Origin of the sequence: Streptomyces sp. NPDC127038 (assembly GCF_042725875.1) — a bacterium.
Classification (GTDB): domain Bacteria; phylum Actinomycetota; class Actinomycetes; order Streptomycetales; family Streptomycetaceae; genus Streptomyces.
Window position 1 is genome coordinate 1 of record NZ_JBHXDQ010000088.1, and the last position, 26,092, is coordinate 26,092.

Below are 26,092 nucleotides of genomic sequence, written 5' to 3' on the forward strand. Positions count from 1 at the left end.
GTGCCGGTGCATCAGGCCGTCGCCGTTGGGTGAGGTGTGGGCGTCGGTGGCGACGGCCATCGATGTACCGGCACGGCCCCTCACACCGGATCCCGGCTGCGGGAGCGCCCAGATTCCGGCTCCGGCCGACACAACCGGTCACATTTCAGCCCCGGCCGGGGAAAAATTGCAGCCCCGGCCGGTCGCATTTCAGCCCCGGCCGAGGAGCATTTCGGCTCTGGCAAGGGAAGCTTCAGCCCCTGCCCGTCACTTTTCAGCTCCGGCCGGGGAAAAGATTCAGCCCCTCCGGCGTTTGAGGAGCGGGGTCCGGGGCGGAGCCCCGGGTACGGGTCGGGTAGGGGCGGAGGGGGCGAAGAAGCGTTGGCTCGCCCCCGGTGCCGGGTACCGGTCCCGGCACGGGGCGGGGGAAAAGCTACGAGTGGCCTAGTTCTGCCTCGGACTCGTCCGCCGTCGACGGGACCGAGCCCGAGTCGGGGGACGGACGGAGCGGGAACGGGTCCACCTGGGTCTCGTCGATCACCGGCAGCGGCGGCCGCGGAGGCGTCGGCATGACGGCCGCCTCGGAGTGCCCCCCACACCCGTACGCGAGCGACACGACCCGCCCGTCCGCCGGCGAGAACTCATTCGCACAGACACCGAACGCCTGCCCGAGCGAGCCCCCGATCCGGTTCAGGAAGCCACAGCTGACGCACGTCGCGGGCGCGGCCTGCGCCATCGCGGTCTTGGACCCGTACGACTCCTCCCAGCGGTCGGCCGCGACATGCAGCCCGTACCGGGAGAGCACCCGGGCCCGGCGCAGCCCCAGCTCCTCGGCCACGGAGGCGATCGAACCCCGGCGCGGGGCCATCGGAAGCTGCGCGGGCGTTCCCGCGGTCACCTCCGCGTCCTCGGCCTCCACCAGCTCGGCCATGTCCTCGGAGACCGCGGAGTTCGGCGCGGGCTCGTCCTCGCCGGAGTAACCGGGCTCAAGCCGCAGATCCTCGGCGTCCGTGGGCAGCAGGTCCCCGGGACCCATGTCACCGGGACGGAGCCGCTCGCTCCACGGCACCCACTCCGGTGCCAGCAGGGCGTCCGTGCCGGGCAGCAGGACGGTCTCGTCGAGGGTGACGATCTTCGCCCGGGAGGCGCGGGCCACGGTCGACGCCCAGCGCCAGCCGCGGTACCCGGGTTCCTTGCACTCGAAGTAGTGCGTGACAACGCGGTCCCCCTCGGAGACCATTCCGAGATGCTCGCCGACGACGCCCGGGTAGGCGGCTTCCTCGGCGGCCGCGCGCGCGAGGTCGACGGCCTCGGCGCACAGACGGTCTGGGGTGCGGCTTCGCGTTGTCGCTGCGCTCACAGGTATCGCTTCTCTCCTACGCCGTCTCACGGGTGCGCCAGTCCTCGGCGGGGGTGCGGACGGAGCGGACCGTTGGGCCGCGTCGACGTCCGCGCCCGATCGCACTCGGGCGCACCTACGCCATCCATTCTGCGGGATGGCCGAGAGGCGCGCGGCCGAGAACAATCGCCGCAGGCGCGTTACGCACGCTACCTTCTCCTGGCCCCTGGGCCCACACCGGCGGCCGTCTTCGGTGCTCCGCGCCGAGGATCTTCGCCGCTCCGCGCCCCCCGGACTCCGCCGCTCCGCTCCGAAAGTCCCCCCTCCGTACCCCCGTCCGGCCCGGTCCGATGGGCCCCACTCGGCCCCCGTACGCGCGGTAACCGCACTACGCACCCCGAACTCGGGGCACTATGACGGAGTGGCGTCCGCGAGGTCACCCCAGGGAGCAACCGGTGTCGGTGGCGCCAAGGGGAGCAACCGAAGTGGCGGATCGGGCCGGCTCGCCGGGTCCGTCCGTGCGGTGGGACGTGCCCTGCACTTCCCGGTGCGCAAGACCGCGCGCGGCATCCGCAAGGCGACCCACGCGCACGGAGCGGGCGAGTCCGGCCTCGGGAAACTGATCGAACTGCACGCGGTGAACGGCGCGGGCGACGTCATGATCACGGTGGCGCTCGCGTCCACCGTGTTCTTCTCCGTGCCGACCGACGAGGCCCGCAGCAGGGTCGCCCTCTACCTGGGCATCACGATGGCGCCCTTCGCCGTCCTCGCCCCGGTGATCGGCCCGCTGCTCGACCGGCTGCCACACGGCCGGCGCGCCGCGATGGCGGGCTCCATGCTCGCGCGGGCCATGCTCGCCCTGATCCTGGCGAGCGCGGTCGTCACCGGCACCTTCGAGCTGTACCCGGCCGCCCTCGGCGTGCTCGTCGCCTCCAAGGCGTACGGCGTGGTGCGCAGCGCCGTCGTACCCCGGCTGCTGCCACCCACGTTCTCTCTGGTCAAAGCCAATTCCCGAGTCACGCTCGGCGGGCTCCTGGCCACCGGTGTGGCCGGGCCGATCGCCGCCCTGCTCCAGTCGGCGGGCGCGCGCTATCCGCTCTACGGCGCCTTCACGATCTTCATCGCGGGGACGTTCCTGTCGTTCTCGCTGCCACCCAAGGTGGACTCCGCCAAGGGCGAGGACACGGCCCTGCTCGCCGCCGACGCGGACCATCTGCACGGCCCGCACCTGAAGAAACCCCCGCGCCCCGGGCTGCGGACCGTGGGCACGGCCGTCACCCACGCGCTCGGCGCCAACGCCTCGCTGCGCTGTCTGTCCGGCTTCCTGATCTTCTTCCTCGCCTTCCTGCTGCGCGAACACCCGCTCACCGGCAAGAGCGCCGCGGTCTCGCTCGGCCTGGTCGTCGTCTCGGCGGGCGTCGGCAACGCGCTCGGCACGGCCGTCGGGGCCTGGCTGAAGCAGCGCGCCCCGGAGATCATCGTCGTGACGGTGGTGGCCTGCGTGCTGGCCGCCGCGATCATGGCGGCGCTCTTCTTCGGCACGCTGATGGTGGCGGCCCTCGCCGCGATCGCCGGCTTCGCGCAGGCCCTCGCCAAGCTGTCCCTGGACGCGATGATCCAGCGGGACGTCCCCGAACTTGTCCGGAATTCGGCGTTCGCACGCTCCGAGACACTGCTCCAGATGGCCTGGGTCCTCGGCGGCGCCATCGGGATCGCGATGCCCCTCAACGGCCCGCTCGGCCTCTCCGTGGCCGCCGGGATCGTCGCCGTCGGGTGGCTGACGACCGTGCGGGGACTGCTCCTGGTGGCCCGGCGCGGCGGTTCGGCCCGCAGCCGCGTCTCCTGAGCCGCGCGGGGGCCTCGCACGGCACGCCGCACCCCACGTGGGGGCACGGGTGGGCGTGCCCGATAGCCTTCGGTCATGACCTCCCTGCCCCGCGGCAGAGCCGCTAATGGACAACGCGCTGCGCGCCGTCGCCGCGCCGTCGCCACGGTCGGCGCCGTTTCCGCCGGACTCCTCGCCCTCTCCGCCTGTGACAAGCCGACCCCCATGGCCACCGTCACGGTCGGCACCAAGTCGGTGAGCTCCGAGGCCGACTGCTACAACGACGGCAACGCGGTGAAGACCGCCGACCTGACGAGCTGCCTGCGGTCCAAGGACATCAAGTCGATCGACGTCGACCCCGACGCGACCGTGCGGTTCGGTGTCGACCCGAAGATCGCCGACAACGGCTGGACGATCCTGATGAACGGGCAGCAGCTCCTGCCCGAGAGCACCAAGAAGACGTACCTGACGATCCCGGGCAGCGTCTTCTTCAACCAGCAGTACGGCGCCACCGGCACCTCGACGCTCGTCTCCATCAAGGAGGGCGACAAGACGGTGACCGGCCTGTGGTCCTTCAAGTTCAAGAAGGACTCGGACAACTGATCGCCCCCGCCGGGCCGAGGGTGCTCGTGGCCACCGCCGTCTCCGCGGAGAGGGCAGCGGTGGCCGCGGCGTCGTCCGGCACGGCCCGGGAGATACGGCTTCCGGGGGCGACGCTCCACCGGACCGGCGGGCTCGATCTGCTCGCCGCCGGTGTCGGCCCCGCCCTCGCCGCCGCCTCCGTCTCCGCCGCGCTGACGAGGGCCGCCCTCAACGGCACGCCCTACGGCCTCGTGGTCTGCGCGGGCATCGCCGGCGGCTTCCAGCCCGGCGCACCCGTGGGATCCCTCGTGGTCGCCGACGACATCGTCGCCGCGGACCTGGGCGCCGAGACGCCCGAGGGGTTCCTGCCGGTCACCGAACTCGGCTTCGGAACCGTCAGCCACCGGCCCCCGGAATCACTCGTACGAGCGGCCGCGGCCGCCACCGGCGCCGCTGTCGGAACGGTCCTCACCGTGTCGACCGTGACCGGCAGCGCCGCACGCGCCGCCGAACTGCGCGCCCGGCACCCCCGTGCCCTCGCCGAGGCGATGGAGGGCTTCGGAGCCGCCGAGGCGGCCGGCGCGCACGGCGTGCCGGTCCTGGAGATCCGCGCGGTGTCCAATCCCGTCGGCCCGCGCGACCGCGCCGCGTGGGACATCGGCGCCGCCCTGGCGGCCCTCACCGAGGCCTTCGGGAAGCTGGGACCCCTGCTGGAGAGTTGGAACCCCCATGAGCTCACTGACTGAGACCGCCGAAGCCCTGCGGATCGCCTACTCGCCCTGCCCCAACGACACGTTCGTCTTCGACGCGTGGGCGCACGGCCGGGTCCCGGGCGCGCCGTCCCTGGACGTGACGTTCGCGGACATCGACATCACCAACGGGATGGCCGAGCGCGGCGAGTTCGACGTACTGAAGGTGTCGTACGCCGTCCTGCCGTACGTCCTCGACGACTACGCGCTGCTGCCCTGCGGCGGCGCGCTCGGCCGGGGCTGCGGCCCGCTCGTGCTGACCAGGGAGGCGGGGGCCGACCTCACGGGCCGTACGGTGGCCGTGCCGAGCGAGCGGTCGACGGCGTACCTGCTGTTCCGGCTGTGGGCGGCGGACACGGTCCCCGGCGGGGTCGGCGAGATCGTGGTCATGCCGTTCCACGAGATCATGCCGGCGGTACGGGACGGGAAGGTCGACGCGGGACTCGTCATCCACGAGGCGCGTTTCACGTACCAGAACTACGGGCTGCACAAGCTCGCCGACATGGGCGAGCACTGGGAGCGGACCACCGGGCTGCCGATCCCGCTGGGCGCGATCATCGCCAGGCGGTCGCTGGGAGCGGAGCGGCTGCTGGAGCTCGCCGCGGCCGCCCGGGCCTCGGTCCGCGCCGCCTGGGACGACCCCGAGGCGTCCCGCCCCTACGTCCTGGAACACGCCCAGGAGATGGACCCGAAGGTCGCGGACCAGCACATCGGCCTGTACGTGAACGAGTTCACGGCCGAGCTGGGCGAGTCCGGCTACGCGGCGGTCCGCGGGCTGCTCACGCGCGCGGCGGCCGAGGGGCTGGTACCGCCCCTCGGGCCGGACGCACTGGCCTTTCCCTGATCCCGCACCGGACCTCGCCCGCCTCCCGCGGCCGGGGTCCGGTCACACGTCGAGCTGGTCGGCGACCGCGCGCAGCAGCCCCGCGATCTTCTTGCCCGAGGTCTTGTCGGGGTAGCGGCCCTGTTCCAGGGTGGGCGTGATGTTCTCCAGCAGGGTCGTCAGGTCCTGGACGATGGAGGCCAGTTCGTCCGGTTTGCGACGCTGGGCCGCGGCCACCGAGGGGGCCGGTTCCAGAAGGGTCACCGAGAGCGCCTGATCACCGCGCTGACCGGCGACGACACCGAACTCGACACGCTGGCCGGGCTTGAGGGCGTCTACTCCGGCGGGCAGGACCGAGGAATGGACGAAGACGTCGCCGCCGTCGTCACGGGAGAGAAAGCCGAAGCCCTTCTCAGTGTTGAACCACTTGACTTTGCCGGTGGGCACGTCTGTCCTCGTCCTCGTACTCGTCGGAAACTTCTCTGGGAACGGCTCGGGTGGTTGCAGGGGCAACTGCCCTTTAAACGCCTCTGGATAGCACTACAGCGGGTCTGCCGACCCGCCGGTACCAAGGCTAATGGTCCGTCGGCTCGTGACAAGACGTCGCTGGATTGTTCCTTCGCGCAGGGAACTACCCTGGTGGGGTGCGTGACAAAACCCAAGTGAATTCCGCCGAAGCCGGTGACCGGCTGATCCGTGCCGGTGCCATCGTGTTCTTCGTCGGAGCGTTGGCCACACTGGTCACCGTGGCCCCGCTGTTCCTCGGAACGAAACCTTTTCCGTTCTACATGTTCGGCCTGAGCATGCTCATGGGCGTCGGATTCCTGCTGGCCGCCGCGGGCGTGCTGCAATCCGCCGCCGAGGGCCGCCGCCGGGCGCGCGCCGCGCGTTCCTGACGGCGCCCGCTCCCGGCCCCTTCCCCCGGCCCCCGTCCCTCAGCGGCGGTGGTTCTCCAGCCATGCCGGGAACTCCGTGAGGTCGGCGAGGACGACGTCCGCGCCCGCCGCGCGGAGTTCCTCCGCGTCGCACGGGCCGGTCGTCACGGCCACGCTGTAGGCCCGCGCGGTGCGCGCCCCGCGTACGTCGCCGGTGTGGTCGCCGACGTACACGCTCGCGCCGTGCTCGCGCAGCGCCACGGCCTTCTGCTCGGCCCAGAGGTTGCCGACGACCTCGTCCGCGCCGATGTCCAGGTGGTCCAGGTGCAGCCTGGCGTTGGGCTCCCACTTCGCGGTCACGACGAGGGCGCGCCCGCCCGCGGCCCGCACCGCCGCGACGGCCTCGCGCGCGCCGGGCATCGCGAGCGAGCCGGTGATCGCGTGCTCGGGGTACATCTCGCGGTAGACGCCGGCGATCTCCTCTATCCACTCGGCCGGGAACCAGTGGGCGAGTTCCTGCTCCAGCGGGGGCCCGAGCCGGGTGACCGCGAGATCGGCGTCGATGTACGTCCCGGTCCGTGCCGACAGCGCCTCGAAGCAGGCGTGGATCCCGGGGCGGGAGTCGATCAGGGTCATGTCGAGGTCGAAGCCGACGGTCAGCGCAGGTGAGGTCATATGCACCATTGTGCCCAGGCCCTCCTCCCGGGGCGTGGCCGGTCTCAGCGGAGGCGTTGGGAGCGCCAGACCAGGTAGAGCGCCGAGGCGATCGCGGCGCCGCGGACGACGAAGGGCCAGGTCTGGGCCAGCGCCTCGTTCATGTGGCCCGCGGCGACGGGGGTGCCCCAGCGGCCGTTCGCACGGCCCCAGAGCCAGACGATCCCGGCCGCGGCCGACAGGCCGGGCAGCACCAGGACGGCCCACTTCGACTCGGCCGGGGTCAGCCGGCGCGAGCCGTAGGCGATCAGCCAGCCGAGTCCGAGCGCGAACCAGTTGCCGAGGACCGCGCCGGCCACGAGGAGCGCGGCGGCGAGCAGGAGCAACGGGTTGGTCCAGCGGCCGGGGCGCGGCAGGAACCGGCGGGGTCCGCGGCGGGCGACGGCTGCCTCGGCGGCGGGCTCGCCCTCCACTGCCGGAGCGGCCGGGACAGCCGGAGTGGTTGGTGTCGTCGCCCCTGCGGCCGGCTTCGCCCCTTCGCCGTCCCCGTCCCCGTTCCCCGGGGGTGGCTTGAGCAGTTCGGGAATCTCCACGCCGCCGACGAACCCCGGGACGCTGTCACCGAGTCCGAAGGGGCTGTCGGTCGACCGCCACCAGTCGGGCCGGGTGGCGCTGTCGCCCAGTTCGGAGGCGCTCGCCAGATGGGGCGGGGACGGCGCGTCGGCCCCGGCGCCCTCGGTGGACCGCTCCGGGGCGGGGCGGGGGCGGGGGACTACCCGGCGCAGCCCCTTGGGGCGTTCCACGGGCTCGGCGGCGTCGCGCTGCGGGGGCACGGCGGCCCAGGTCCGGGTGCCCGCGGCGGCCTCGGGGGACGCGCCGGTGCCCTGTCCGGCCGCGGCGACGATCTCGTCGGGGGTGCCGAGCCGGTCGAGGATGCGGCGGACGGCGGCGGGGCTGTCGGTGGCCGCTCCGGCGCGGCGGCGGTCGATCTCCGCGCGCAGCTCCGTGACCAGGCGCATGCGGGTCCCGGACGGCAACTGCCGCTGCTGGGCCAGGTCGCCGACCCGGCTCAGATAGTCGAAGACCAGCTGGTCGCTCTCGATCCCCACGAAGTCCCCTCCGGGGCTGGTGCGTTGGATACCCCGCGGTGACGAAGGTACCGGTTTTCCGCCGGCCCGGAGCGTCCGGTCCGGGCCTCGGGCAGCCGTACGACGCCCGACGCCGCCGGGGCCCACGCGTTCGCCTGACGGTTCACCGGCCGGGGCCACCGTCCGGAGGCAGACAGCCCGCCCGACACCCCACCGACCGGGACCAGACGCCCCGCCCAACGGTTCACCGACCGGGCGCAGGCGGCCCGCCCGACACCTCACCGACCGGGGGCAGGTGACCCTCCCGACGCCTCACCGACCGGAGGCCGACGGCCCGCCCGGCACTTCACCGACCAGGGGCGGATAGCCCACCCGACACATCACCGACCGAGGCCAGGCGGCCCGCCCAACGGTTCACCGGCCGGGCGCAGGCAGCCCGCTCGACGCTTCACTGACCGGCGCCAAGTGGCCGCCCGACATCCCACCGACCGGGCGCAGGTGACCCGCCCGACGCCCCACCGCCCGGAGACAGGTGGCCCGCCCAACGCCCCATCGACCGGGACCAGACGGCCCGCCCGGCGCCCCGCCGACCGGGCACAGGCGCCCCGCCCGACACCCCACCCACCGGATAGAGGCGCCCCCGCCCGAAGCCTCACCGGCCAGGGGCCGGGTCCCGGGAGCGTGGCACCCGCTACCGTTGGCAGGATGAGCCCCGAGACGACCGCCCCGCGGTCCCTGGCGGAAGCCCTCCGCGCGCGGGACGACGCCTCGCTGTCCGTCCTCCTGCGGTCCCGGCCGGACCTGATCACCCCCGTGCCCACGGACCTCACCCAGCTGGCGACGAGGGCGGGGACCCGGGCCTCGGTCGTACGGGCCCTGGAGCGTCTCGACCGCTTCACGCTCCAGACGGCGGAGGCGCTGGCCGTGGCGCGGGAACCGGCGACGTACGAGGAGCTGCTGGGGCTGCTCGCGGGCGACGACGGCGACCCGGCGGTCACGGCGGCCTTCCCGCAGGCGCTCGGGACGCTGCGCGAGCAGGCGCTCCTGTGGGGGCCCGACGACCGGCTCCGGCTGGTCCGCACGGCACGTGAACTGCTCGCCCCGTCCCCGCAGCACCCCTCGCCGACGGGGCTCGGGCCGACGGTCGCCGAGGCGACGGCGGGCATGTCGCCGGGGCGCATCCAGGAGATCGTGGCCGCGGCGGGGCTGGCGTCCACCCATGACTCGGTGTCGGCGGTGGCCTCGCTCGGCGCCCTGTTCGCCGACCGGACCCGGATGTCGGCGCTGCTGGACGAGGCTCCCGCGGAGGCGGTGGACGTGCTGTCCCGGCTGGTGTGGGGGCCGCCGTACGGGCAGGTGACGGCCGAGCCGGCGGCGCATCTGCGCTGGCTGATCGGCCGGGGGCTGCTGCTGCCGACGGCGCCGGGCACGGTCGTGCTGCCCCGGGAGGTCGCGCTGCATCTGCGGGCGGGCCGCGCGCACCGGGTGACCGAGCCGGTGGCCCCCGTGGTCGGGACGGCGACGGCCCACGGTCCACAGGCTGTGGACGCGGCGGCGGCCGGACAGGCGTACACGACGCTGGCGACGGTCGAGGAGCTGCTGAAGGACTGGCACGAGGGCGGTCCCGCCGTGCTGCGCGCGGGCGGTCTGAGCGTGCGGGACCTGAAGCGGACGGCGGTGGCGCTCGACGTGCCCGAGCCGGTCGCCGCGTTCTGGGTGGAACTCGCCTACGCGGCGGGCCTGGTGGCGTCGGACGGGGAGGCGGACGAACGGTTCGCGGCGACCCCCGCGTACGACGCCTGGCTGGAGCTGCCCGCCGCGGAGCGCTGGGCGCGGCTGGCCTCGGCGTGGCTGGCGGCGACCCGCACGGCCGGTCTGGTCGGCGGGCGGGACGCGAAGGACCGTACGCTCTCGGCGCTCGGCCCCGGTCTCGACCGCTCCGCGGCCCCCGAGGTCCGCCACCGGGTGCTCGCCCTGCTCGCCGAGCTTCCCGAGGGCTCCTCCCCCGACGTGGAGACGCTGCTGACCCGGCTGCACTGGGAGCGGCCCTCGCGCTCGGTCCGGCAGTCGCCGGAGGACGCGCGGGCCCGGCTGGCCCGCTGGACGCTGTCGGAGGCCGAGCTGCTGGGGGTGACCGGCCGGGGCGCGCTGTCCGCGCAGGGGCGGGCGCTGCTGGGGCTGCCCGCCCCTGCGGTCGCGGCGCCGGCCGCGCCGTCCGGTCCCGGCGACCGGCTCCCGGCCCATCACCGGCGGCGCCGGTCCGAGGCCTCCGCCGTGGCGGCTCCCGCGCCGCACTCCCCCGCCGAGCGGGCCGCGGCGGCGGAGCGGGCCGCGCGGCTCCTCGCGCCGCTGCTGCCCGAGCCGCTGGACCACGTGCTGCTCCAGGCGGATCTGACGGCGGTCGCGCCGGGGCCGCTGGAGCGTCCGCTGGCCGACACGCTGGGGGTGCTCGCGGACGTCGAGTCCAAGGGCGGGGCGACGGTGTACCGGTTCACGCCGGCGTCGGTGCGGCGGGCGCTGGACGCGGGCCGTTCGGCGTCCGACCTGCACGCCTTCCTCGCGGCTCATTCGCGTACGCCGGTTCCGCAGCCGCTGGCCTATCTGATCGACGACATGGCGCGCCGGCACGGGCATCTGCGGATCGGGGCGGCGTCGGCGTACGTCCGGTGCGACGACGAGGCGGTCCTGAACGAGATCCTCGCCGACAAGCGGTCGCAGGAGTTCGGGCTGCGGCGGATCGCGCCGACGGTCCTGGTCGCGCAGGCCGATCCGTCGGGCCTGCTGGCCGGGCTGAGGACGATGGGTTTCGCGCCGGCCGCCGAGTCGGCGGAGGGCGATGTGCTGATCAGCCGGGCGCACGCCCACCGCACTCCGCCGCGCACGGCTCCGGAGCCGGTCCCGGACGGTCCGCCGGTTCCGGACGCCACCCTGCTCGGTGCCGCGATCCGGGCGATCCGGGCCGGGGACCTCGCCTCCACGGCCCCGCGCAAGGACGACACGGCCGCCGGGCGCCCGGGCGACGGCGTCCTGCCCCGCACCAGCTCCGCCGAGACCCTCGCGACCATGCAGGCGGCCGTGATGACCGGCGAGGCGGTGTGGATCGGGTACGTCAACGCCGAGGGCGCGGCCAGTCAGCGGGTGATCGCGCCGATCCGGGTCGAGGGCGGCTTCGTGACGGCGTACGACCACACGGCGGACGAGGTCCGTACCTATCCGCTGCACCGGGTCACGGGGGTCGCGGAGCTGGCCGACGACCAGCCGTGACCGTCCGCCGGTAGGGCACACTGGACGTTTGGCCGAGCATCCGCGCCGGGTGCCGCCACGCAGAAAGGGACGGTTGTGAACGGACCCCTCATCGTCCAGTCCGACAAAACGCTTCTGCTGGAAGTCGATCATGAGCTGGCCGACGCCTGCCGTCGTGTCATCGCCCCCTTCGCCGAGCTGGAGCGTGCGCCCGAGCACATCCACACCTACCGGGTGACCCCGCTCGGCCTGTGGAACGCGCGGGCCGCCGGGCACGACGCCGAGCAGGTCGTGGACGCGCTGGTGGAGTTCAGCCGTTATCCGGTCCCGCACGCGCTGCTGGTGGACATCGCCGAGACGATGGACCGCTACGGGCGCCTCACCCTGAGCAAGCACCCGGCCCACGGGCTGGTACTGACCACCACCGACCGGCCCGTCCTCGAGGAGGTGCTGCGGTCCAAGCGGATCGCCCCGCTCGTCGGCAACCGGATCGACCCGGACACCGTGGCCGTGCACCCCTCGGAGCGCGGCCAGATCAAGCAGACCCTGCTGAAGCTGGGCTGGCCGGCCGAGGACCTCGCCGGGTACGTGGACGGTGAGGCGCACGCCATCGAGCTCGACGAGACCGGCTGGGCCCTGCGGCCCTACCAGCGTCAGGCCGTGGAGAACTTCTGGCACGGCGGCTCCGGGGTCGTGGTGCTGCCCTGCGGGGCGGGCAAGACGCTCGTCGGGGCCGGTGCGATGGCGCAGGCCAAGGCGACCACGCTCATCCTGGTCACCAACACCGTCTCCGCCCGGCAGTGGAAGCACGAGCTGGTCAAGCGGACCTCGCTGACCGAGGACGAGATCGGCGAGTACAGCGGCACCCGCAAGGAGATCCGCCCGGTCACCATCGCCACGTACCAGGTGCTGACGACCCGGCGGAAGGGCGTCTACCCGCACCTGGAGCTGTTCGACTCCCGCGACTGGGGCCTGATCCTCTACGACGAGGTGCATCTGCTGCCCGCCCCGGTCTTCAAGTTCACCGCCGACCTCCAGGCCCGGCGGCGGCTGGGGCTGACCGCGACGCTGGTACGGGAGGACGGACGCGAGTCGGACGTCTTCTCGCTGATCGGGCCCAAGCGGTTCGACGCGCCCTGGAAGGAGATCGAGGCGCAGGGCTACATCGCCCCGGCCGACTGTGTCGAGGTGCGGGTGAACCTCACCGACTCCGAGCGGCTCGCGTACGCCACCGCCGAGAACGAGGAGAAGTACCGCTTCTGCGCCACCACCGCGACCAAGCGGAAGGTGACCGAGGCGCTGGTGCGCAGGTTCGCCGGGCAGCAGATCCTCGTGATCGGCCAGTACATCGACCAGCTCGACGAGCTGGGTGAGCATCTGAACGCGCCGGTGATCAAGGGCGAGACCAGCAACGCCCAGCGGGAGAAGCTGTTCGACGCGTTCCGGGAGGGCGAGATCAGCGTGCTCGTCGTGTCGAAGGTCGCGAACTTCTCGATCGACCTGCCGGAGGCCACGGTCGCCATCCAGGTCTCGGGCACCTTCGGCTCCCGCCAGGAGGAGGCCCAGCGTCTGGGCCGTGTGCTGCGCCCGAAGGCCGACGGTCACCAGGCCCACTTCTACTCCGTGGTGGCCCGCGACACGATCGACCAGGACTTCGCCGCCCACCGCCAGCGCTTCCTGGCGGAACAGGGCTACGCCTACCGGATCATGGACGCCGACGAGGTGCTGAGCTAGTTCCGGGGAATTCCGGCGAAGGGGCGGACGTGCGCGTCAGTGGCGACGGACGCCCGCCTCCTCGCCGTATTCGCCGAGCAGGACGACGCCGATGGCCGCGCGCCCGAAGACCTTGACGGCCTTCAGGGCGTCGCCGAGGCGATGGCGGTGATCCACGGAGGTGACGGCCGTCGCGCCCCGCGCGACGGGCCCGGGACGGGCAGGACCTGGGGTGAAAGTGGCTGCGCTCATATCTCCATGGTGCGTCGGTCCCGACCCGAACGGCGTCGGTCCACGGACCGAACCTCGCCACCTCTCAGGTACCGCTCGGGACCGTCCGCCGTACGTCTCACGGCGGACGGCGCCCCCTAGGGATCCCGGGGTCCGACCCCGAAACGGCGTGCGGGCGACGGAAAAACCATTGGCCCCCACATCCGTCCGTGGCCTAGAATCTCCGGTCTTGCCCGCCTCCCTCGACGGAGTGCCGCCGCCCGGACGGAAACCGGACGGCACCTGGAATCACACCGGATTCCGCAGGGATTCCGAACGGATTCCCAACGAAATCCGCAGGGATTCCCGATCCGCATCACTCGCACAGCACGTGCCGGAGCATCGCGGCACTCCCGCAGCACCCCCACAGCAGGTTTCCGGAGGCAATTCCCCGTGTCCACCGTGTCCGACGGTCCGTCCGGCGTCCCGTCCCCGTCCCCGTCCCCGTCCCCGTCCGACGATCCCCTCTCCCGCGAGCGCTCCCACCTCGCCCACTCGCGTTCGGCGCTGCGCGCGATGCGCGAGGACGCCGAGAACCTCGACATCCGCGACGTCACCGCGAACTGGGTGAACGCCGAGGTGCTGCACCGGCAGATCGCCGAGCGCATCAAGGCCCTCGCCGACCTCAGCCACACCCCGCTGTTCTTCGGACGGCTCGACTATCTGCACGCTCCCGGCTCGGACCTCGCGGAGGGCGCCGAGGGCGAGCGGTTCTACATCGGGCGCCGGCACGTCCACGACGCCGACGGCGACCCGATGGTCATCGACTGGCGCGCGCCGGTGTCCCAGCCGTTCTACCGGGCCTCGAAGAAGGACCCGATGGACGTCGGGCTGCGCCGCCGCTTCGGCTACACCGGCGGCGACCTCACGGCCTACGAGGACGAGCACCTCTCCGACCCCGCCGAGGCCGCCGCCACCAGCAAGCTGCTCCAGCAGGAGATCGAGCGCCCGCGCGTCGGCCCGATGCGCGACATCGTGGCGACGATCCAGCCCGAGCAGGACGAGATCGTCCGGTCCGGTCTGTCCGGCTCGGTCTGCGTGCAGGGAGGCCCCGGCACCGGGAAGACGGCCGTCGGCCTGCACCGGGTCGCGTATCTGCTGTACGCGCACCGGGAGCGGCTCGCCCGCACCGGCACCCTGGTGATCGGGCCGAACAAGTCGTTCCTGCACTACATCGAGCAGGTCCTGCCCGCGCTCGGTGAGCTGGAGGTCAGGCAGGCGACCGTCGACGACCTCGTGGCGCACGTCGAGGTGCGCGGGAGCGACGACGCCCCGGCCGCCGTGATCAAGGGCGACGCCCGGATGGCCGAGGTGCTGCGGCGGGCCGTGCGCTCGCACGTGACCGTCCCCACCGAGCCCGTGATGGTGGTCAGGGGGTCACGCCGCTGGCGCGTCCCCGCGTACGAGCTGGAGGAGATCGTCCGGGAGCTGCTCGACCGGGACATCCGCTACGGCGCCGCCCACCAGGCCCTCCCGCAGCGCATCGCCCACGCCGTGCTCGTCCAGATGGAGCGCTCGGGCGAGGCGCCGGACGACCGGGTGCAGGACGCCGTCGCCCGCAACGCGGCGGTGAAGGCCGCCGTGAAGGCGATCTGGCCGCAGGTCGACCCCGCCAAGCTCGTGCTGCGGCTGCTGAGCGACGCGGAGTTCCTGGCCGAGCACGCGGAGGGGCTGCTGGACGAGGCCGAGCAGAAGGAGATCCTCTGGGCGAAGCCGGTGCGCAGCGTGAAGAGCGCGAAGTGGTCGGCCGCCGACGCCGTGCTGATCGACGAGGCCACCGACCTGGTCCAGCGCACGCACTCCCTCGGGCACGTGGTGCTGGACGAGGCGCAGGACCTCTCCCCGATGCAGTACCGCGCCGTGGGCCGGCGCTGTACGACGGGGTCGGCGACGGTGCTCGGGGACCTGGCGCAGGGGACCACCCCGTGGGCGACCCGGAGCTGGGAGGAGGCACTCTCCCACCTGGGCAAGGGCGACGCGGTCGTCGAGGAGCTGACCGCCGGTTTCCGTGTCCCCACGGACGTCATCACCTACGCGTCCCGGCTGTTGCCGCACATCGCGCCCGGTCTCACGCCCGTCGCTTCTGTACGGGAGAACCCGGGCTTCTTCGAGGTGCGCGCGAGCACGGCCGACGCCGACGTCCTGGACGCGGTCGAGGAGTTGCTGGGCCAGGAGGGTTCGGTGGGGCTGATCGCAGCCGACGCCCGGATCCCGGCGCTGGCCGAGGCGCTGACGGCGGCCGGGCGGACGTATCTCGGTCCGGGCGAGGAGACGACGGCCGAGACCCGGCTGACCCTGGTGCCGGCCTCGCTCGCCAAGGGCCTGGAGTACGACTACGTGGTCCTGGACGAGCCGCGGGCGGTCGTCGACGGCGAGCCGGACGAGCGCACCGGGCTGCGCCGCCTGTACGTGGCGCTCACCCGTGCCGTCTCGGGCCTGATCGTGACGCACGCGGCACCGCTCCCCGCCGAACTGGCCTGACCGAGCCCGACCGGGCCGACTGCCCTGACCGCCCCGGCGTCCACGCCGACGGCCCCCGGCACGGATGCCGGGGGCCGCCAACGGTGGTGCTCCGGGCGTTACTTGAACTTCCTGCTGGTCGCCAGGTAGACCTGCCTGGCGTTCTCGCCGAGGTGCGGACCGGTGATGAACGTCTTGCGGTCGCTCAGGGAGTTGTTGGAGACCAGATAGGTCCGGCCGTTGTGGGTCATGAACCAGGGGCCGCCGGACGCACCGCCGTTCATGGTGCAGCCGATCATGAACTGGGCGGGGACGTTGCTCGCGAGCACGAAGCGCTTGGTGGCGCCGTGGCAGTCGTACATCTTCGAGCCGTCGTAGGGCGCCTCGGCCGGGTAGCCGCGGACCTTCATCGACGTGACCTTGTTGGCCGCCGGGGCGCCGAACCATACCGGCAGGGCCGAACCGAGCTGCTCCTGAAGGGACTTGCCACCGTTCTCGGGCTTGACGTGGAGCACGGCGTAGTCGTACCCGGAGGCCGCGTTGCCCGTGTGGGCGCCGCCCGTCATCCACTGGGAGGAGGTGGTGGCCCAGTCGGCCCACCAGATGCCGTACGGGGAGACGGACCTGGCGCGCGGGTCGGTGATCTGGCGGCTGCTCAGGTTCGCGGAGTTGTTGTACGAGGGGACGAAGGCGATGTTGCGGTACCAGCCGCCGCCCTTGCCCGCGTGCACGCAGTGGCCCGCGGTCCACACCAGGTTGGACTTGCCGGGGTGCGCCGGGTCGGTGACGACGGCGGCCGAGCAGACCATGTTGCCCTGGGGCGAGGAGAAGAACATCTTGCCGACCGGCGGCGCGTAGTGGTGGTAGGTGCCCTTGACCCTGGACGCGGTCTGCTTCGTCACCCTGCCGTCGGGCAGGTAGGAGGTGGCACCGCTGCCCGAGCCCGAACTGGTGCTGCCCGCCCGGGCGACCGGGATGCTGGCCTTCGCCTCGGCCATCTTCTCCGGCGACCAGAAGTCCTTGATGTACGGGTTGGCGAAGTCCTCGGCCTTGGACGCCCAGTGGCTGTAGTCCTGCCATCCCCCGTTCTTCCACTTGTCCAGGGCCGCGCCGCTGAGTTCGGTGGGAATGCCCGAGGGCAGCTTGTAGCCGCCGATCGAGACGGAGCCGTCGTCCTGGCCGGTGCCGGCGCCCTTGCCGGACTGGGCGGACGCCGAGGGCCGTGCGGCGGCCCCCGTGTCGTCCTTCTTGCTGTCACAGGCCGTCGTGGTGATCATGACGGCCGCGATCACGGCCGCGGCTGCCGCGAGCGTGCGGCTGCGTATGGATGGCATGGAGCCCTGTCCCCCTGAGGCTGCTGTGCTGCCGCACCGCTGTCGCCGGCCCGCACAGATGTGTGGTTGTCATGCCCCAGGCGATCGGGGCACGATCAAATATGCACGCGAAAAGCCGCGCGCCGATCGCCTCGTGACGCTCACAACACAACAACTACCGTGCGGAGATGGATCCGTGACCTGCCGGGCCGCGTCCGGCAGGATCCTCCGGAATCCAGGGGCGGCGCGTCCTACGCGTCGACCGCGGCCCGCCACTCCCGTACCGCCTCCGCGGAGACCGGCCCCGTCCAGCCCTCCGGGCGCGCGGCGCCGCCGATGTGGAACGCGTCCAGGCCCGCCGCGCGCAGCTCCGGCAGATGACCGAGGCGCAGACCGCCGCCGACCATGATCCGCGCCTCGTAGCCCGGTTCGCCGCGGCGGGCGGCCTCGGCCGCGAGGACGGACAGCCCGTCGTCGACACCGGCCGGGGACCCGGCGGTCAGATAGGCGTCGAGGCCGGGCAGGTCGGCGAGCTGCTTGCGCAGGGCGTCCCGGTCGGCGGCGCGGTCGATCGCACGGTGGAACGTCCAGCGGCAGCCTTCGAGTTCGGCGACGATCCGCTCGACGGCCGCCAGGTCGGGACCGCCGTGTTCGTCCAGGAAGCCGAGGACGAACTCGTCCGCGCCCGCGTCGCGCAGCTCGCCCGCGGCCCGTACGAGAGCGTCGACGCCCCCCGCGCCGCCCGCGGAGAAGCCGTCGGACAGGCGCAGCATCACGCGCAGCGCGATGTCGACGGAGGCGCGGATCGCGGCGAAGGTCTCCGCCGACGGGGTCAGCCCGTCGGCCGCCATGTCCGTGACCAGCTCCAGCCGGTCGGCGCCCCCGGCCTGAGCCGCGACCGCGTCCTCCGTGTCGAGGGCGATCACCTCCAGGACCGCGCTCTTCCGCTCACTCATCGGACCTCTTCTCCTGGGCCGCTATAGGTCTAGTCCAATCAAACAGTACGCGGGTGGGAAGGGCGGCGCGAGAAGATCACGGCGTGGCTGCGTCCGGTGTCACGCTCCCGGGCAGTTCGACGGTGATGTGCGGGGCCAGGGCGCGCAGGAAGTCCGGGGCGTCGAAGATCCCGCCGGCTGAGGCGACCCCGGTCGTCCTGGTGCGTCCGGTGAGGATGCGGCCGAGCGCCTCCACCACGAGCGGCGCGGTGACGGCGTAGATGTCCCGCCCCCGCGCCACGGCCCGCCGCTCGGCACCGGCGGAGCGGACCAGGACGTCGACGACGAAGGTCTGCCCGGACCGCCCGTGCTCGTCGACCGCGCTCGGGGCGGGGGTGTCCGGGGCCGCCAGCTCCCCGGCCGCCTCGACGGTCATGTAGGTGCACACCTCGGGGACGGCGAGGTGGCTGGGCACGGTGACCACGTCGGCCATCGAGAACTCGCCGATGACGACCCGCGGCCCCAGCGGGCCGGGGAACGGCCACTCCAGGGTGGGCGGGGCGTCCTGGACGTACTCCAGCCGCCCCTTGGTGTACCGGACGCGCCGGCCGCCGCGCCGCTCCCGGGAGACCGCGCCGGCCGCGCGCGTCCCCTCGGTGGGGTGCCAGCCGCTGAGCCCGTACGCGATGTGCGCCTCGTCGGCCGAGGCCCACTCGCCCATCGCGGCGGTGACCAGCAGGTCGCCGAAGCCTCCGTAGAAGGCCATGGCGGGGACGATCACGGTTCCCGCCGCCTCGGCCCGCTCCGCGAAGTGCGTGAACGTGTCGAGGTTGGCCTCGATCTCGGCCGCCACGTCCAGGTACGGGATCCCGGCGCGCAGGGCCGCCTCGATCACCGGGGCGGCCGTCGTGGCGAACGGCCCGGCGCAGTTGACCACCGCCGCCGCGCCGGCCAGCGCGTGGTCGAGGGAGGCCGGGTCCCCGACCGTGGCCGGCCGGACCTCCAGGCCCGGCCGGGAGGCCGCCAGTTCCTTCAGCTTCTCCGCGTCCCGGCCGGAGAGGACCGGGGTGAACCCGCGCTCCAGCAGTTCGTCCACCACGAACCGTCCGGTGTGGCCGTACGCGCCGAACACCGTCACCGTCTGTCCCGACTCCATGGGTACTCCCCGTGCTCGCAGTGAACTGCCTTGATCCGTCACGGACATCCTGGCGAGGGCGAAGGCGCCGCACGAGTGTCCGGAACGACACGCCCCGTACAATTCCGGACATGACCTCTGTCGCGCTGGCCGTCACCGACGGGATGCTGCACTTCGAACTGGGCCTGGCCTGCGAGGTCTTCGGCTCCGCACCGGACGCCGTGAAGGTCCCCTGGTACGACCTCGCGCTCTGCGGGCCCGCGCCCGTGCGCGTCGGCCCGTTCCGGCTGGAGCCGGGCCACGGCTTCGACCGGCTCGTCGGCGCCGACACGGTGATCGTGCCGGGCTGGGCCGACGTCGACCGGGAGCCGCCCGCCGCCCTCGTCGACGCGGTGCGCGCGGCCCACGAGGCGGGCGCGCGGGTGGCCTCCCTGTGCACCGGCGCCTTCGTCCTGGCCGCCGCCGGGCTGCTGGACGGCAGGCGCGCGACCACGCACTGGGCCCACACCCGGGCCCTGGCCGCCCGCCATCCCCGGGTGACGGTGGACCCGGACGTCCTCTACGTGGACGACGGCGGGGTGCTCACCTCCGCGGGCAAGGCGGCCGCCATGGACCTGTGCCTGCACCTGGTGCGCCTCGACCACGGCTCGTCGGTCGCCAACACCGTCGCCCGCAACCTGGTCGTGCCCCCGCACCGGGACGGCGGCCAGGCCCAGTTCGTCAGCACCCCCGTGCCCGCCCCCGGCCACCACCCGCTCGCCGAGCTGCTGCCCTGGGTCATCGGGCGGCTGGACCGTCCCCTGACCGTGGAGGACCTGGCCCGCCGGGCCGGCATGAGCTCGCGCCATCTGGCCCGCCACTTCAGGTCGGTGACGGGCACCACCCCGCTCCAGTGGCTGCTGGCCCAACGGATCCGCCACGCACAGGAGTTGCTGGAGACCACCAACGCGGGCATCGACACCGTCGCGGCGGCCACCGGCATGGGAACGGGCACGACACTGCGCCGCCACTTCAACCGCACGGTCGGCGTGCCCCCGGACGCCTACCGCCGCACGTTCCGCTCCCGGACCGTCCCGGCGCCGGCGGACGGCGCCGCGGCGGAGGAGTCCGCGGCGGGGACAATGGCTCCATGGCAGCAGAGAGCAACCTCCACCCGGCCCACGCGGAGCTGACGAGGCGCTGGGCGGAGACCGTCTCGGCCGCGCGGGACGGCGAGGGAGGCCCGGGCCCCGAGCCGGGACCGTACGGGGCGAACCTCCTGGACCGCTGGGCCGAGCCCCGGCGGCGATACCACACCACTGACCACCTCCTCGCGGTCCTCGACCGCATCGACGTGCTGGAGTCCCACGGCGAGCGGGCCGGTGACCCGGCCGCCGTGCGCCTGGCCGCCTGGTTCCACGACGCCGTGTACCTCCCCGACCGCTCGGAGAACGAGGAGCGCTCCGCCCGGCTCGCCGAGCGCGCGCTGGCCGAACTCGGTGTCTCCGCGGAGCGCACGGCCGAGGTCGCCCGGCTGGTCCGGCTCACCGTGACCCACGACCCCGCCGACGACGACACCGACGGCGCCGTCCTGTGCGACGCGGATCTCGCGGTCCTGGCCTCGCCCCCGGCCGCGTACGCCGCCTACACCGCGGCCGTCCGGGAGGAGTACGCCTTCGTCCCCGACGACGCCTTCCGCCAGGGCCGCGCGGCCGTACTGCGCCAACTCCTCGGTCTCCCCAGACTGTTCAGGACCGCGTACGGCACCCGCACCTGGACGGCCCCGGCCCAGCGGAACATGAAGGCGGAACTGGCCATACTCAGCCCCTCCGGCGTTTGACGAGCGGGGAAGATTCAGCCCCTCCGGCGTTTGAGGAGCGGGGTCCGGGGCGGAGCCCCGTGGACGGGAAGGGCAGGGGCGGAGGGGGCGAAGAAGGCTGTGGCCGGGGCGGGGCGAGGAGGCAGCCCCGGGGCGGCGACGCCGGGCAGGTCCGCGCCGGCGGACTGAATCGATTCGACGTGCGGCGCCCGACCCCGTACGAAGGGGGCATGCCTCCCAGCCCCGGCCCCCTGAAGCCGGACATACCCGTCCGCGCCCCCGCCCCCGACAACGCCCCCGGCAGGGCCCGCATGCCGCTGTCCGTCCACGTCCTCGCCCTCTCCGTCTTCGCCCTCGGCACGAGCGAGTTCATGCTCTCCGGCCTGCTCCCGTCGATCGCCCGGGACCTGGACGTGACGATCCCCCGGGCCGGCCTGCTGATCTCGGCGTTCGCGATCGGCATGGTCGTCGGCGCCCCGCTGCTCGCCGTGGCCACCCTGCGACTTCCGCGACGCACCACCCTCGTCGCCCTGATCGCCGTCTTCGGGCTCGGCCAGGCGGCCGGAGCCCTCGCGCCGGACTACACCGTGCTGTTCGCCTCACGGGTCGTCAGCGCCCTGGCCTGCGCGGGCTTCTGGGCGGTCGGCGCGGCCGTGGCCGTCGCGGCGGTCCCGGCGACCTCGCGGGCGCGGGCGCTGGCCGTGATGATCGGCGGCCTGTCCGTCGCGAACGTGCTGGGGGTGCCCGCGGGCGCCTTCCTGGGCCAGGGGCTCGGCTGGCGGGCCGCGTTCTGGGCCGTGGGAGCGGCGTCCGCCGTCGCGCTCGTCGGCATCCTGATCCTCGTCCCGCCCATCGCGCCCCCGCCCGAACGGCCGCGGCTGCGCGGGGAACTGCTCGTCTTCCGCGACGGGCAGGTCTGGCTGTCCGTCGCCACGATCGCCCTCACCGCGGCCGGTGTCTTCTGCGCCTTCAGCTATCTCGCCCCCCTGCTCACCGACGTGGCCGGCCTCGACGAGAGCCGGGTCCCGACCGTGCTGGCGCTGTTCGGCGTGGGCGCCCTCGTCGGGACGGCGATCGGCGGGCGCTTCGCCGACGCGCACCCGTTCCGGGTCCTGCTCGGCGGCATGGCCGCGGACATCGTCGTGCTCGTGGCGTTCGCCCTGCTCGCGCGGTACGCCGTCGCGGCCGTCCTGCTCTCCTTCCTCCTCGGGGTCGCCTGTTTCAGCACCGCCCCGGCGCTCAACGCCCGGATGTTCCACCTCGCCGCGGCCGCCCCGACCCTGGCGGGCGCCACCACCACCGCCGCCTTCAACCTGGGCAACACCGCGGGCCCCTGGCTGGGCGGCGCCGCCATCGACGCGGGGCTCGGCTACCCGGCCACCGCGTGGGCGGGCGCCGTCCTGACCGCCGCCGCGGTCGGCCTGACCCTCCTGGCGCTGCGGCCGCACCGCCGGGCGCCGGACGCGCGGGCCGCGGGAACGGCGACGAATCCCGTACGCCCCCAGGGGTGATCCGTCCTATTCTCGGCCGCATGACAGACATGGGCGGGGATCGGGTCGAGGAAGCCGTCGCGAGTTGCGCGGCGCTGCTGCGGGCGGCGGACGGACGCGACTGGGAGGGGGTACGGGCGGGCCGGCTGGAGTGGGACTGCCGCCGGACCGCCGAGCACATCGCCAGTGATCTCATCGCGTACGCGGGGCAGTTGGCCGGGCGGCCGCAGTCCGCGTACGTGCCGTTCCACATCACGCTGGACGAGGGGACCGGCATCGCTGGCGCCGTAGAAGTGATCGAGACGACCGGCGCCCTGCTCGCCGCGGCCGTCCGCACGACCCCGCGCGAGGTGCGCGCCTTCCACCCGTACCCGTTCCGCAGCGCGAACCGCGAGGGCTTCGCCGCGATGGGCGTGGCCGAGGTCCTGCTGCACACCCATGACATCGCCGAGGGGCTCGGCCTGCCCTACGAGGCTCCGGCCGCGCTCTGCACCTGGGTCCTCACCCGGATCTTCCCGCACGTACGGCCCGAACCCGACGCCCCCTGGAGCACGCTCCTGTGGGCCACCGGGCGCGGGGACCTGCCCGGCCGGGACGCGCTCACCGAGTGGCGCTGGAACAACAACCTGGTGATCGACGCCGAGCGGCTCACCCTCCAGGGGGTCACCCCGGCCGCCGCCGCCGATCTGCGCGCGGGCGGCACGGGCGGCTTCGAGTGGATCGACGGCGGCCCGTTCGAGGGCACCCGGGACGCCGCCGGAATGGTCGTGAGCGCCTACGAGAAGGGCGTGCACCGGCCGGAGTGGGGCATGTTCGCGCTCGTACGGCGCGAGGACGGACTGGCGGTCGGCGCGATCGGCTTCCACGGGGTGCCCGACGAGGAGGCGCGCGCCGAGGTCGGCTACGACCTGGCGGAGAACGCCCGCGGCCACGGCTACGCCACCGAGGCGCTGCGCGCCCTGTGCGCATGGGCCCTCGCCCGCGACGACGTCAAGGTCCTGCTCGCCGCCATCGACCGGGACAACGCCCCCTCGCAGCGGGTCATCGCCCGCGCCGGTTTCACCCGGGTCAGCGAGGACATGGAGAAGCTGGCCCAGGAACTGCACGGCCTGGAGGAACCCCTGCGGCTGTACGCCCGCGAGGCCTGAGCACGGCCGTCCCGGCGGAGCGGTGCGCGCGCGGGCCGGGTGCGCGCCCGCCCGGTCAGTGCGCGCGCTTGCGGCGGCGCAGGCCGGCCCCGTGCAGCAGCCGTACGACCTCACGGCTGCTGACCTCCACCGCTCCGGCGGCGACCGCGTCGGCGTAGCGGTGCGAGGGGATGTCGTAGTGGTCGCGCTCGAAGGCCCGCGGGGGCGCGCCCAGTTCCTCGGCGAACGCGTGGAGCTCGTCGTAGGAGACGTCGCTGATCAGGTGGGACCAGACGCGGCCGTGCCCGGGCCAGGTGGGCGGGTCGATGTACACGGTCACGAGGGCGGGTTGGTGCCGGTCGCCGAGCCGAGCGAGCCCACCGGGGAGATCTTCACGCCGGCCTCGTGGCACACCCAGTGCGGGTCGGGGCCCAGTTCGGGCTCGACGTCCAGGGCGTGCGGGCCGCCGGTGGTGCACACCGGGCACAGCGGCCAGCGTCCGTGCCGCTCCAGGAGGGCGTCCTGCACGTCCTGGGCGACGAGCCCGGCGACGAACTCGACGCCGTCCGGCCACTGCTCGACCCACCAGCGGCGCTGCACCACCGAGTCCTCGACCAGGGAGACGACGTCCGCCTCGGCCACCTGGCCCGCGATCAGGTCGGCGAGCACGCGGGCGCGTGCCGCGTGCAACGCCTGCTCCAGGGGGCTGAGGGGATTGCCGGAGGGGTCCATGTCCCCATTGTGGGCACCCTTGACCGTATGCCCCAAAGGAAAATATCTTTCATGGTGTGACCCATGACGTGAAGGAAATTTTCGCGGGTGGGGCTCCGCCCGCCCCCGCGGCCCTCGCGGCCAAGGTGCGGACCCTCGCCCCGTCGATGACCCGCTCCATGCAGCGGGTCGCCGAGGCCGTCGCCGGCGACCCGGCCGGCTGCGCGGCCCTCACCGTCACCGGACTCGCCGGGCTCACCGGCACCAGCGAGGCCACCGTCGTGCGCACGGCCCGCCTCCTCGGCTATCCCGGGTACCGGGACCTGCGTCTCGCGCTCGCCGGGCTCGCCGCCCAGCAGCAGTCGGGCCGGGCCCCCTCCGTCACCGCCGACATAGCCGTCGACGACCCCATAGCGGACGTCGTCGCCAAGCTCGCCTACGACGAGCAGCAGACCCTCGCCGACACCGCCGCCGCGCTCGACACGGTCCAGCTCGGCGCCGCCGTGACCGCCATAGCCACCGCCCGGCGCGTCGACATCTACGGCGTCGGCGCCTCCGGGCTCGTCGCCCAGGACCTCCTCCAGAAACTCCTGCGGATCGGGCTCATAGCCCACGCGCACAGCGACCCGCACCTCGCGGTGACCGGCGCGGTGCAGCTGCGCGCCAAGGACGTGGCGATCGCCATCACCCACTCGGGGTCGACCGGCGACGTCATCGAACCGCTGCGGGTCGCCTTCGAGCACGGGGCGACGACCGTCGCGATCACCGGCCGCCCCGGCGGACCCGTCGCGCAGTACGCCGACCACATCCTGACCACCTCCACCGCCCGCGAGAGCGAGCTGCGCCCCGCGGCCATGTCGTCGCGCACCAGCCAGCTGCTGGTGGTGGACTGTCTGTTCGTGGGGGTCGCCCAGCGCACCTACGAGACGGCGGCGCCCGCGCTGTCCGCCTCCTACGAGGCCCTGGCCCACCGCCACTCCCCGCGCACCGGCCGATAGCCGCTCCGCACGACCGACCTCATCGGAAAGAGCCGCCTCTCCATGTCCTCCATGCCCGACCACGGCGATCTCCGAGCAGAGCTGGAGACGCTGACCACCGAGGCGTTCCGCCCCGAACTCTCGGAGATCGACCGTCTGCCCACCCTGGAGATCGCCCGGCTCATGAACGGGGAGGACACGACCGTGCCGGCGGCCGTCGCCGCCCGCCTCCCGCTCATCGCCGCGGCGATCGACGGCATCGCGGAGCGCATGGCACGCGGCGGACGGCTCATCTACGCGGGCGCCGGCACCGCGGGCCGCCTGGGCGTCCTGGACGCCTCCGAGTGCCCGCCCACGTTCAACACCGATCCGTCCCGGGTCGTGGGAGTGATCGCGGGCGGCCCGACGGCCATGGTCACCTCGATCGAGGGCGCCGAGGACTCCCGGGAGCTGGCGGCGGCCGACCTGGACGCGCTCGCCCTGACCCCCGACGACACCGTGGTCGGCGTCTCCGCCTCGGGCCGCACCCCGTACGCCGTCGGAGCCGTCGAGCACGCCCGCAAGCAGGGCGCGCTCACGATCGGCCTGTCCTGCAACGAGCACAGCGCCCTCGCCTCCGCCGCGGACCACGGCATCGAGATCGTGGTCGGACCCGAGCTGCTCACGGGCTCGACCCGGCTGAAGTCCGGCACGGCGCAGAAGCTCGTCCTGAACATGCTCTCGACGATCACGATGATCCGGCTCGGCAAGACCTACGGGAACCTGATGGTCGACGTACGGGCCTCGAACGAGAAGCTGCGGGCCCGCTCCCGCCGGATCGTCGCCCTCGCCACCGGCGCCTCCGACGAGGAGATCGAGCGGGCGCTCGCCGCCACCGACGGCGAGGTGAAGAACGCCGTCCTGACGATCCTCGGCGGGGTGGACGGGCCCACCGCCGCCCGCCTTCTGGAGGAGTCGCAGGGCCATCTGCGCGCCGCGCTGGCGGCTTCGGCCGGCTGAGCAGCAC

24 protein-coding genes are annotated in these 26,092 nt (G+C 73.6%); 14 read left to right on the top strand and 10 right to left on the bottom strand.

Translation table 11 applies throughout. The annotated features are described in order from the left end of the window. Positions 1–412: 412 nt before the first annotated feature. Positions 413–1,339 (bottom strand): DUF3027 domain-containing protein, encoded by a 927-nt coding sequence (locus ACFWI4_RS37350; protein ID WP_387205639.1) that lies wholly within the window; start codon positions 1,337–1,339, stop codon positions 413–415. A 400-nt stretch (positions 1,340–1,739) separates the two neighbouring features. Here ACFWI4_RS37350 and ACFWI4_RS37355 point away from each other — a divergent pair, with 400 nt between their 5' ends. The 4 genes from ACFWI4_RS37355 to ACFWI4_RS37370 all read left to right on the top strand — a co-directional run bounded on the left by ACFWI4_RS37355 (position 1,740) and on the right by ACFWI4_RS37370 (position 5,318). Continuing rightward, positions 1,740–3,164 carry an MFS transporter gene (locus tag ACFWI4_RS37355; RefSeq protein WP_387205641.1) on the top strand — a complete coding sequence of 475 codons (1,425 nt, stop codon included), beginning with the start codon at positions 1,740–1,742 and terminating at the stop codon, positions 3,162–3,164. Between the two features lie 75 nt (positions 3,165–3,239). Continuing rightward, positions 3,240–3,746 carry a DUF2771 domain-containing protein gene (locus tag ACFWI4_RS37360; protein ID WP_385395091.1) on the top strand — a complete coding sequence of 169 codons (507 nt, stop codon included), beginning with the start codon at positions 3,240–3,242 and terminating at the stop codon, positions 3,744–3,746. Between the two features lie 26 nt (positions 3,747–3,772). Beyond that, the gene (locus tag ACFWI4_RS37365) at positions 3,773–4,471 is read left to right on the top strand and encodes a futalosine hydrolase (RefSeq protein ID WP_387205643.1); all 699 of its coding nucleotides are present in this window, start codon (positions 3,773–3,775) and stop codon (positions 4,469–4,471) included. Beyond that, positions 4,455–5,318, top strand: coding sequence for a 1,4-dihydroxy-6-naphthoate synthase (locus ACFWI4_RS37370; protein ID WP_387205645.1), 864 nt, complete (start codon positions 4,455–4,457; stop codon positions 5,316–5,318). Before ACFWI4_RS37365 ends, ACFWI4_RS37370 begins: the two co-directional genes overlap by 17 nt. A 42-nt stretch (positions 5,319–5,360) precedes the next feature. Here ACFWI4_RS37370 and ACFWI4_RS37375 read toward each other — a convergent pair whose 3' ends face one another. Further along, positions 5,361–5,744, bottom strand: a complete 384-nt coding sequence (locus ACFWI4_RS37375; protein WP_361678622.1) for a cold-shock protein — start codon at positions 5,742–5,744, stop codon at positions 5,361–5,363. Between the two features lie 197 nt (positions 5,745–5,941). Here ACFWI4_RS37375 and ACFWI4_RS37380 point away from each other — a divergent pair, with 197 nt between their 5' ends. Next, positions 5,942–6,193: a hypothetical protein gene (locus ACFWI4_RS37380; protein ID WP_385395080.1), complete on the top strand. Its 252-nt coding sequence runs from the start codon at positions 5,942–5,944 to the stop codon at positions 6,191–6,193. 39 nt (positions 6,194–6,232) lie between these two features. Here ACFWI4_RS37380 and ACFWI4_RS37385 read toward each other — a convergent pair whose 3' ends face one another. Together ACFWI4_RS37385 and ACFWI4_RS37390 are read right to left on the bottom strand one after the other, a co-directional pair. Beyond that, positions 6,233–6,856: an HAD family hydrolase gene (locus tag ACFWI4_RS37385; protein WP_385395078.1), complete on the bottom strand. Its 624-nt coding sequence runs from the start codon at positions 6,854–6,856 to the stop codon at positions 6,233–6,235. A gap of 35 nt (positions 6,857–6,891) precedes the next feature. Continuing rightward, a complete protein-coding gene (locus ACFWI4_RS37390) occupies positions 6,892–7,935 on the bottom strand; it encodes an HAAS signaling domain-containing protein (RefSeq protein WP_387205648.1) in 1,044 nt (347 codons plus the stop codon). Positions 7,936–8,619: 684 nt separating this feature from the next. On the opposite strand from ACFWI4_RS37390, the gene ACFWI4_RS37395 reads away from it, so the two are divergent. Together ACFWI4_RS37395 and ACFWI4_RS37400 are read left to right on the top strand one after the other, a co-directional pair. Next, on the top strand, positions 8,620–11,178 hold the full coding sequence (locus tag ACFWI4_RS37395; protein WP_387205650.1) for a helicase-associated domain-containing protein: 2,559 nt from the start codon (positions 8,620–8,622) through the stop codon (positions 11,176–11,178). Between the two features lie 75 nt (positions 11,179–11,253). Further along, positions 11,254–12,891, top strand: a complete 1,638-nt coding sequence (locus tag ACFWI4_RS37400) for a DNA repair helicase XPB (protein ID WP_385395070.1) — start codon at positions 11,254–11,256, stop codon at positions 12,889–12,891. A 36-nt stretch (positions 12,892–12,927) separates the two neighbouring features. On the opposite strand, the gene ACFWI4_RS37405 is transcribed toward ACFWI4_RS37400, so the two are convergent. Then, complete coding sequence (locus ACFWI4_RS37405; RefSeq protein ID WP_339130064.1) at positions 12,928–13,122, bottom strand: hypothetical protein; 195 nt, start codon at positions 13,120–13,122, stop codon at positions 12,928–12,930. 420 nt (positions 13,123–13,542) lie between these two features. On the opposite strand from ACFWI4_RS37405, the gene ACFWI4_RS37410 reads away from it, so the two are divergent. Next, positions 13,543–15,621 carry a HelD family protein gene (locus ACFWI4_RS37410; protein ID WP_387205677.1) on the top strand — a complete coding sequence of 693 codons (2,079 nt, stop codon included), beginning with the start codon at positions 13,543–13,545 and terminating at the stop codon, positions 15,619–15,621. A gap of 98 nt (positions 15,622–15,719) precedes the next feature. Here the strand turns inward: ACFWI4_RS37410 and ACFWI4_RS37415 are convergent, their stop codons facing one another. The 3 genes from ACFWI4_RS37415 to ACFWI4_RS37425 form a co-directional block, all read right to left on the bottom strand. After that, positions 15,720–16,934: a trypsin-like serine peptidase gene (locus ACFWI4_RS37415; RefSeq protein WP_387205652.1), complete on the bottom strand. Its 1,215-nt coding sequence runs from the start codon at positions 16,932–16,934 to the stop codon at positions 15,720–15,722. A gap of 230 nt (positions 16,935–17,164) precedes the next feature. Continuing rightward, positions 17,165–17,869: a copper homeostasis protein CutC gene (locus tag ACFWI4_RS37420; RefSeq protein WP_387205654.1), complete on the bottom strand. Its 705-nt coding sequence runs from the start codon at positions 17,867–17,869 to the stop codon at positions 17,165–17,167. 76 nt (positions 17,870–17,945) lie between these two features. Then, positions 17,946–19,004: a saccharopine dehydrogenase family protein gene (locus ACFWI4_RS37425; RefSeq protein ID WP_387205656.1), complete on the bottom strand. Its 1,059-nt coding sequence runs from the start codon at positions 19,002–19,004 to the stop codon at positions 17,946–17,948. A gap of 110 nt (positions 19,005–19,114) precedes the next feature. Here ACFWI4_RS37425 and ACFWI4_RS37430 point away from each other — a divergent pair, with 110 nt between their 5' ends. The 4 genes from ACFWI4_RS37430 (at position 19,115) to ACFWI4_RS37445 (ending at position 23,419) form a co-directional block, all read left to right on the top strand. Continuing rightward, entirely contained in the window at positions 19,115–20,155 is a 1,041-nt protein-coding gene (locus tag ACFWI4_RS37430) for a helix-turn-helix domain-containing protein (RefSeq protein WP_387205658.1), read from the top strand. Further along, positions 20,113–20,802, top strand: coding sequence for a hypothetical protein (locus ACFWI4_RS37435; RefSeq protein WP_387205660.1), 690 nt, complete (start codon positions 20,113–20,115; stop codon positions 20,800–20,802). Before ACFWI4_RS37430 ends, ACFWI4_RS37435 begins: the two co-directional genes overlap by 43 nt. Positions 20,803–21,092: 290 nt before the next feature. Continuing rightward, positions 21,093–22,292: a Cmx/CmrA family chloramphenicol efflux MFS transporter gene (locus ACFWI4_RS37440; RefSeq protein ID WP_387205679.1), complete on the top strand. Its 1,200-nt coding sequence runs from the start codon at positions 21,093–21,095 to the stop codon at positions 22,290–22,292. A gap of 20 nt (positions 22,293–22,312) precedes the next feature. Then, positions 22,313–23,419, top strand: a complete 1,107-nt coding sequence (locus tag ACFWI4_RS37445; RefSeq protein ID WP_387205662.1) for a GNAT family N-acetyltransferase — start codon at positions 22,313–22,315, stop codon at positions 23,417–23,419. A gap of 55 nt (positions 23,420–23,474) precedes the next feature. Here ACFWI4_RS37445 and ACFWI4_RS37450 read toward each other — a convergent pair whose 3' ends face one another. Both ACFWI4_RS37450 and ACFWI4_RS37455 read right to left on the bottom strand, forming a co-directional pair. Continuing rightward, the gene (locus tag ACFWI4_RS37450; RefSeq protein WP_385395049.1) at positions 23,475–23,738 is read right to left on the bottom strand and encodes a DUF4031 domain-containing protein; all 264 of its coding nucleotides are present in this window, start codon (positions 23,736–23,738) and stop codon (positions 23,475–23,477) included. Beyond that, complete coding sequence (locus ACFWI4_RS37455) at positions 23,735–24,130, bottom strand: hypothetical protein (protein ID WP_385395048.1); 396 nt, start codon at positions 24,128–24,130, stop codon at positions 23,735–23,737. Before ACFWI4_RS37455 ends, ACFWI4_RS37450 begins: the two co-directional genes overlap by 4 nt. A 56-nt stretch (positions 24,131–24,186) precedes the next feature. Here ACFWI4_RS37455 and ACFWI4_RS37460 point away from each other — a divergent pair, with 56 nt between their 5' ends. Both ACFWI4_RS37460 and murQ read left to right on the top strand, forming a co-directional pair. After that, positions 24,187–25,107, top strand: a complete 921-nt coding sequence (locus ACFWI4_RS37460; protein ID WP_387205665.1) for a MurR/RpiR family transcriptional regulator — start codon at positions 24,187–24,189, stop codon at positions 25,105–25,107. Positions 25,108–25,149: 42 nt separating this feature from the next. Then, on the top strand, positions 25,150–26,085 hold the full coding sequence (murQ, locus tag ACFWI4_RS37465; protein ID WP_385395044.1) for an N-acetylmuramic acid 6-phosphate etherase: 936 nt from the start codon (positions 25,150–25,152) through the stop codon (positions 26,083–26,085). The last annotated feature ends 7 nt before the right edge of the window (positions 26,086–26,092 follow it).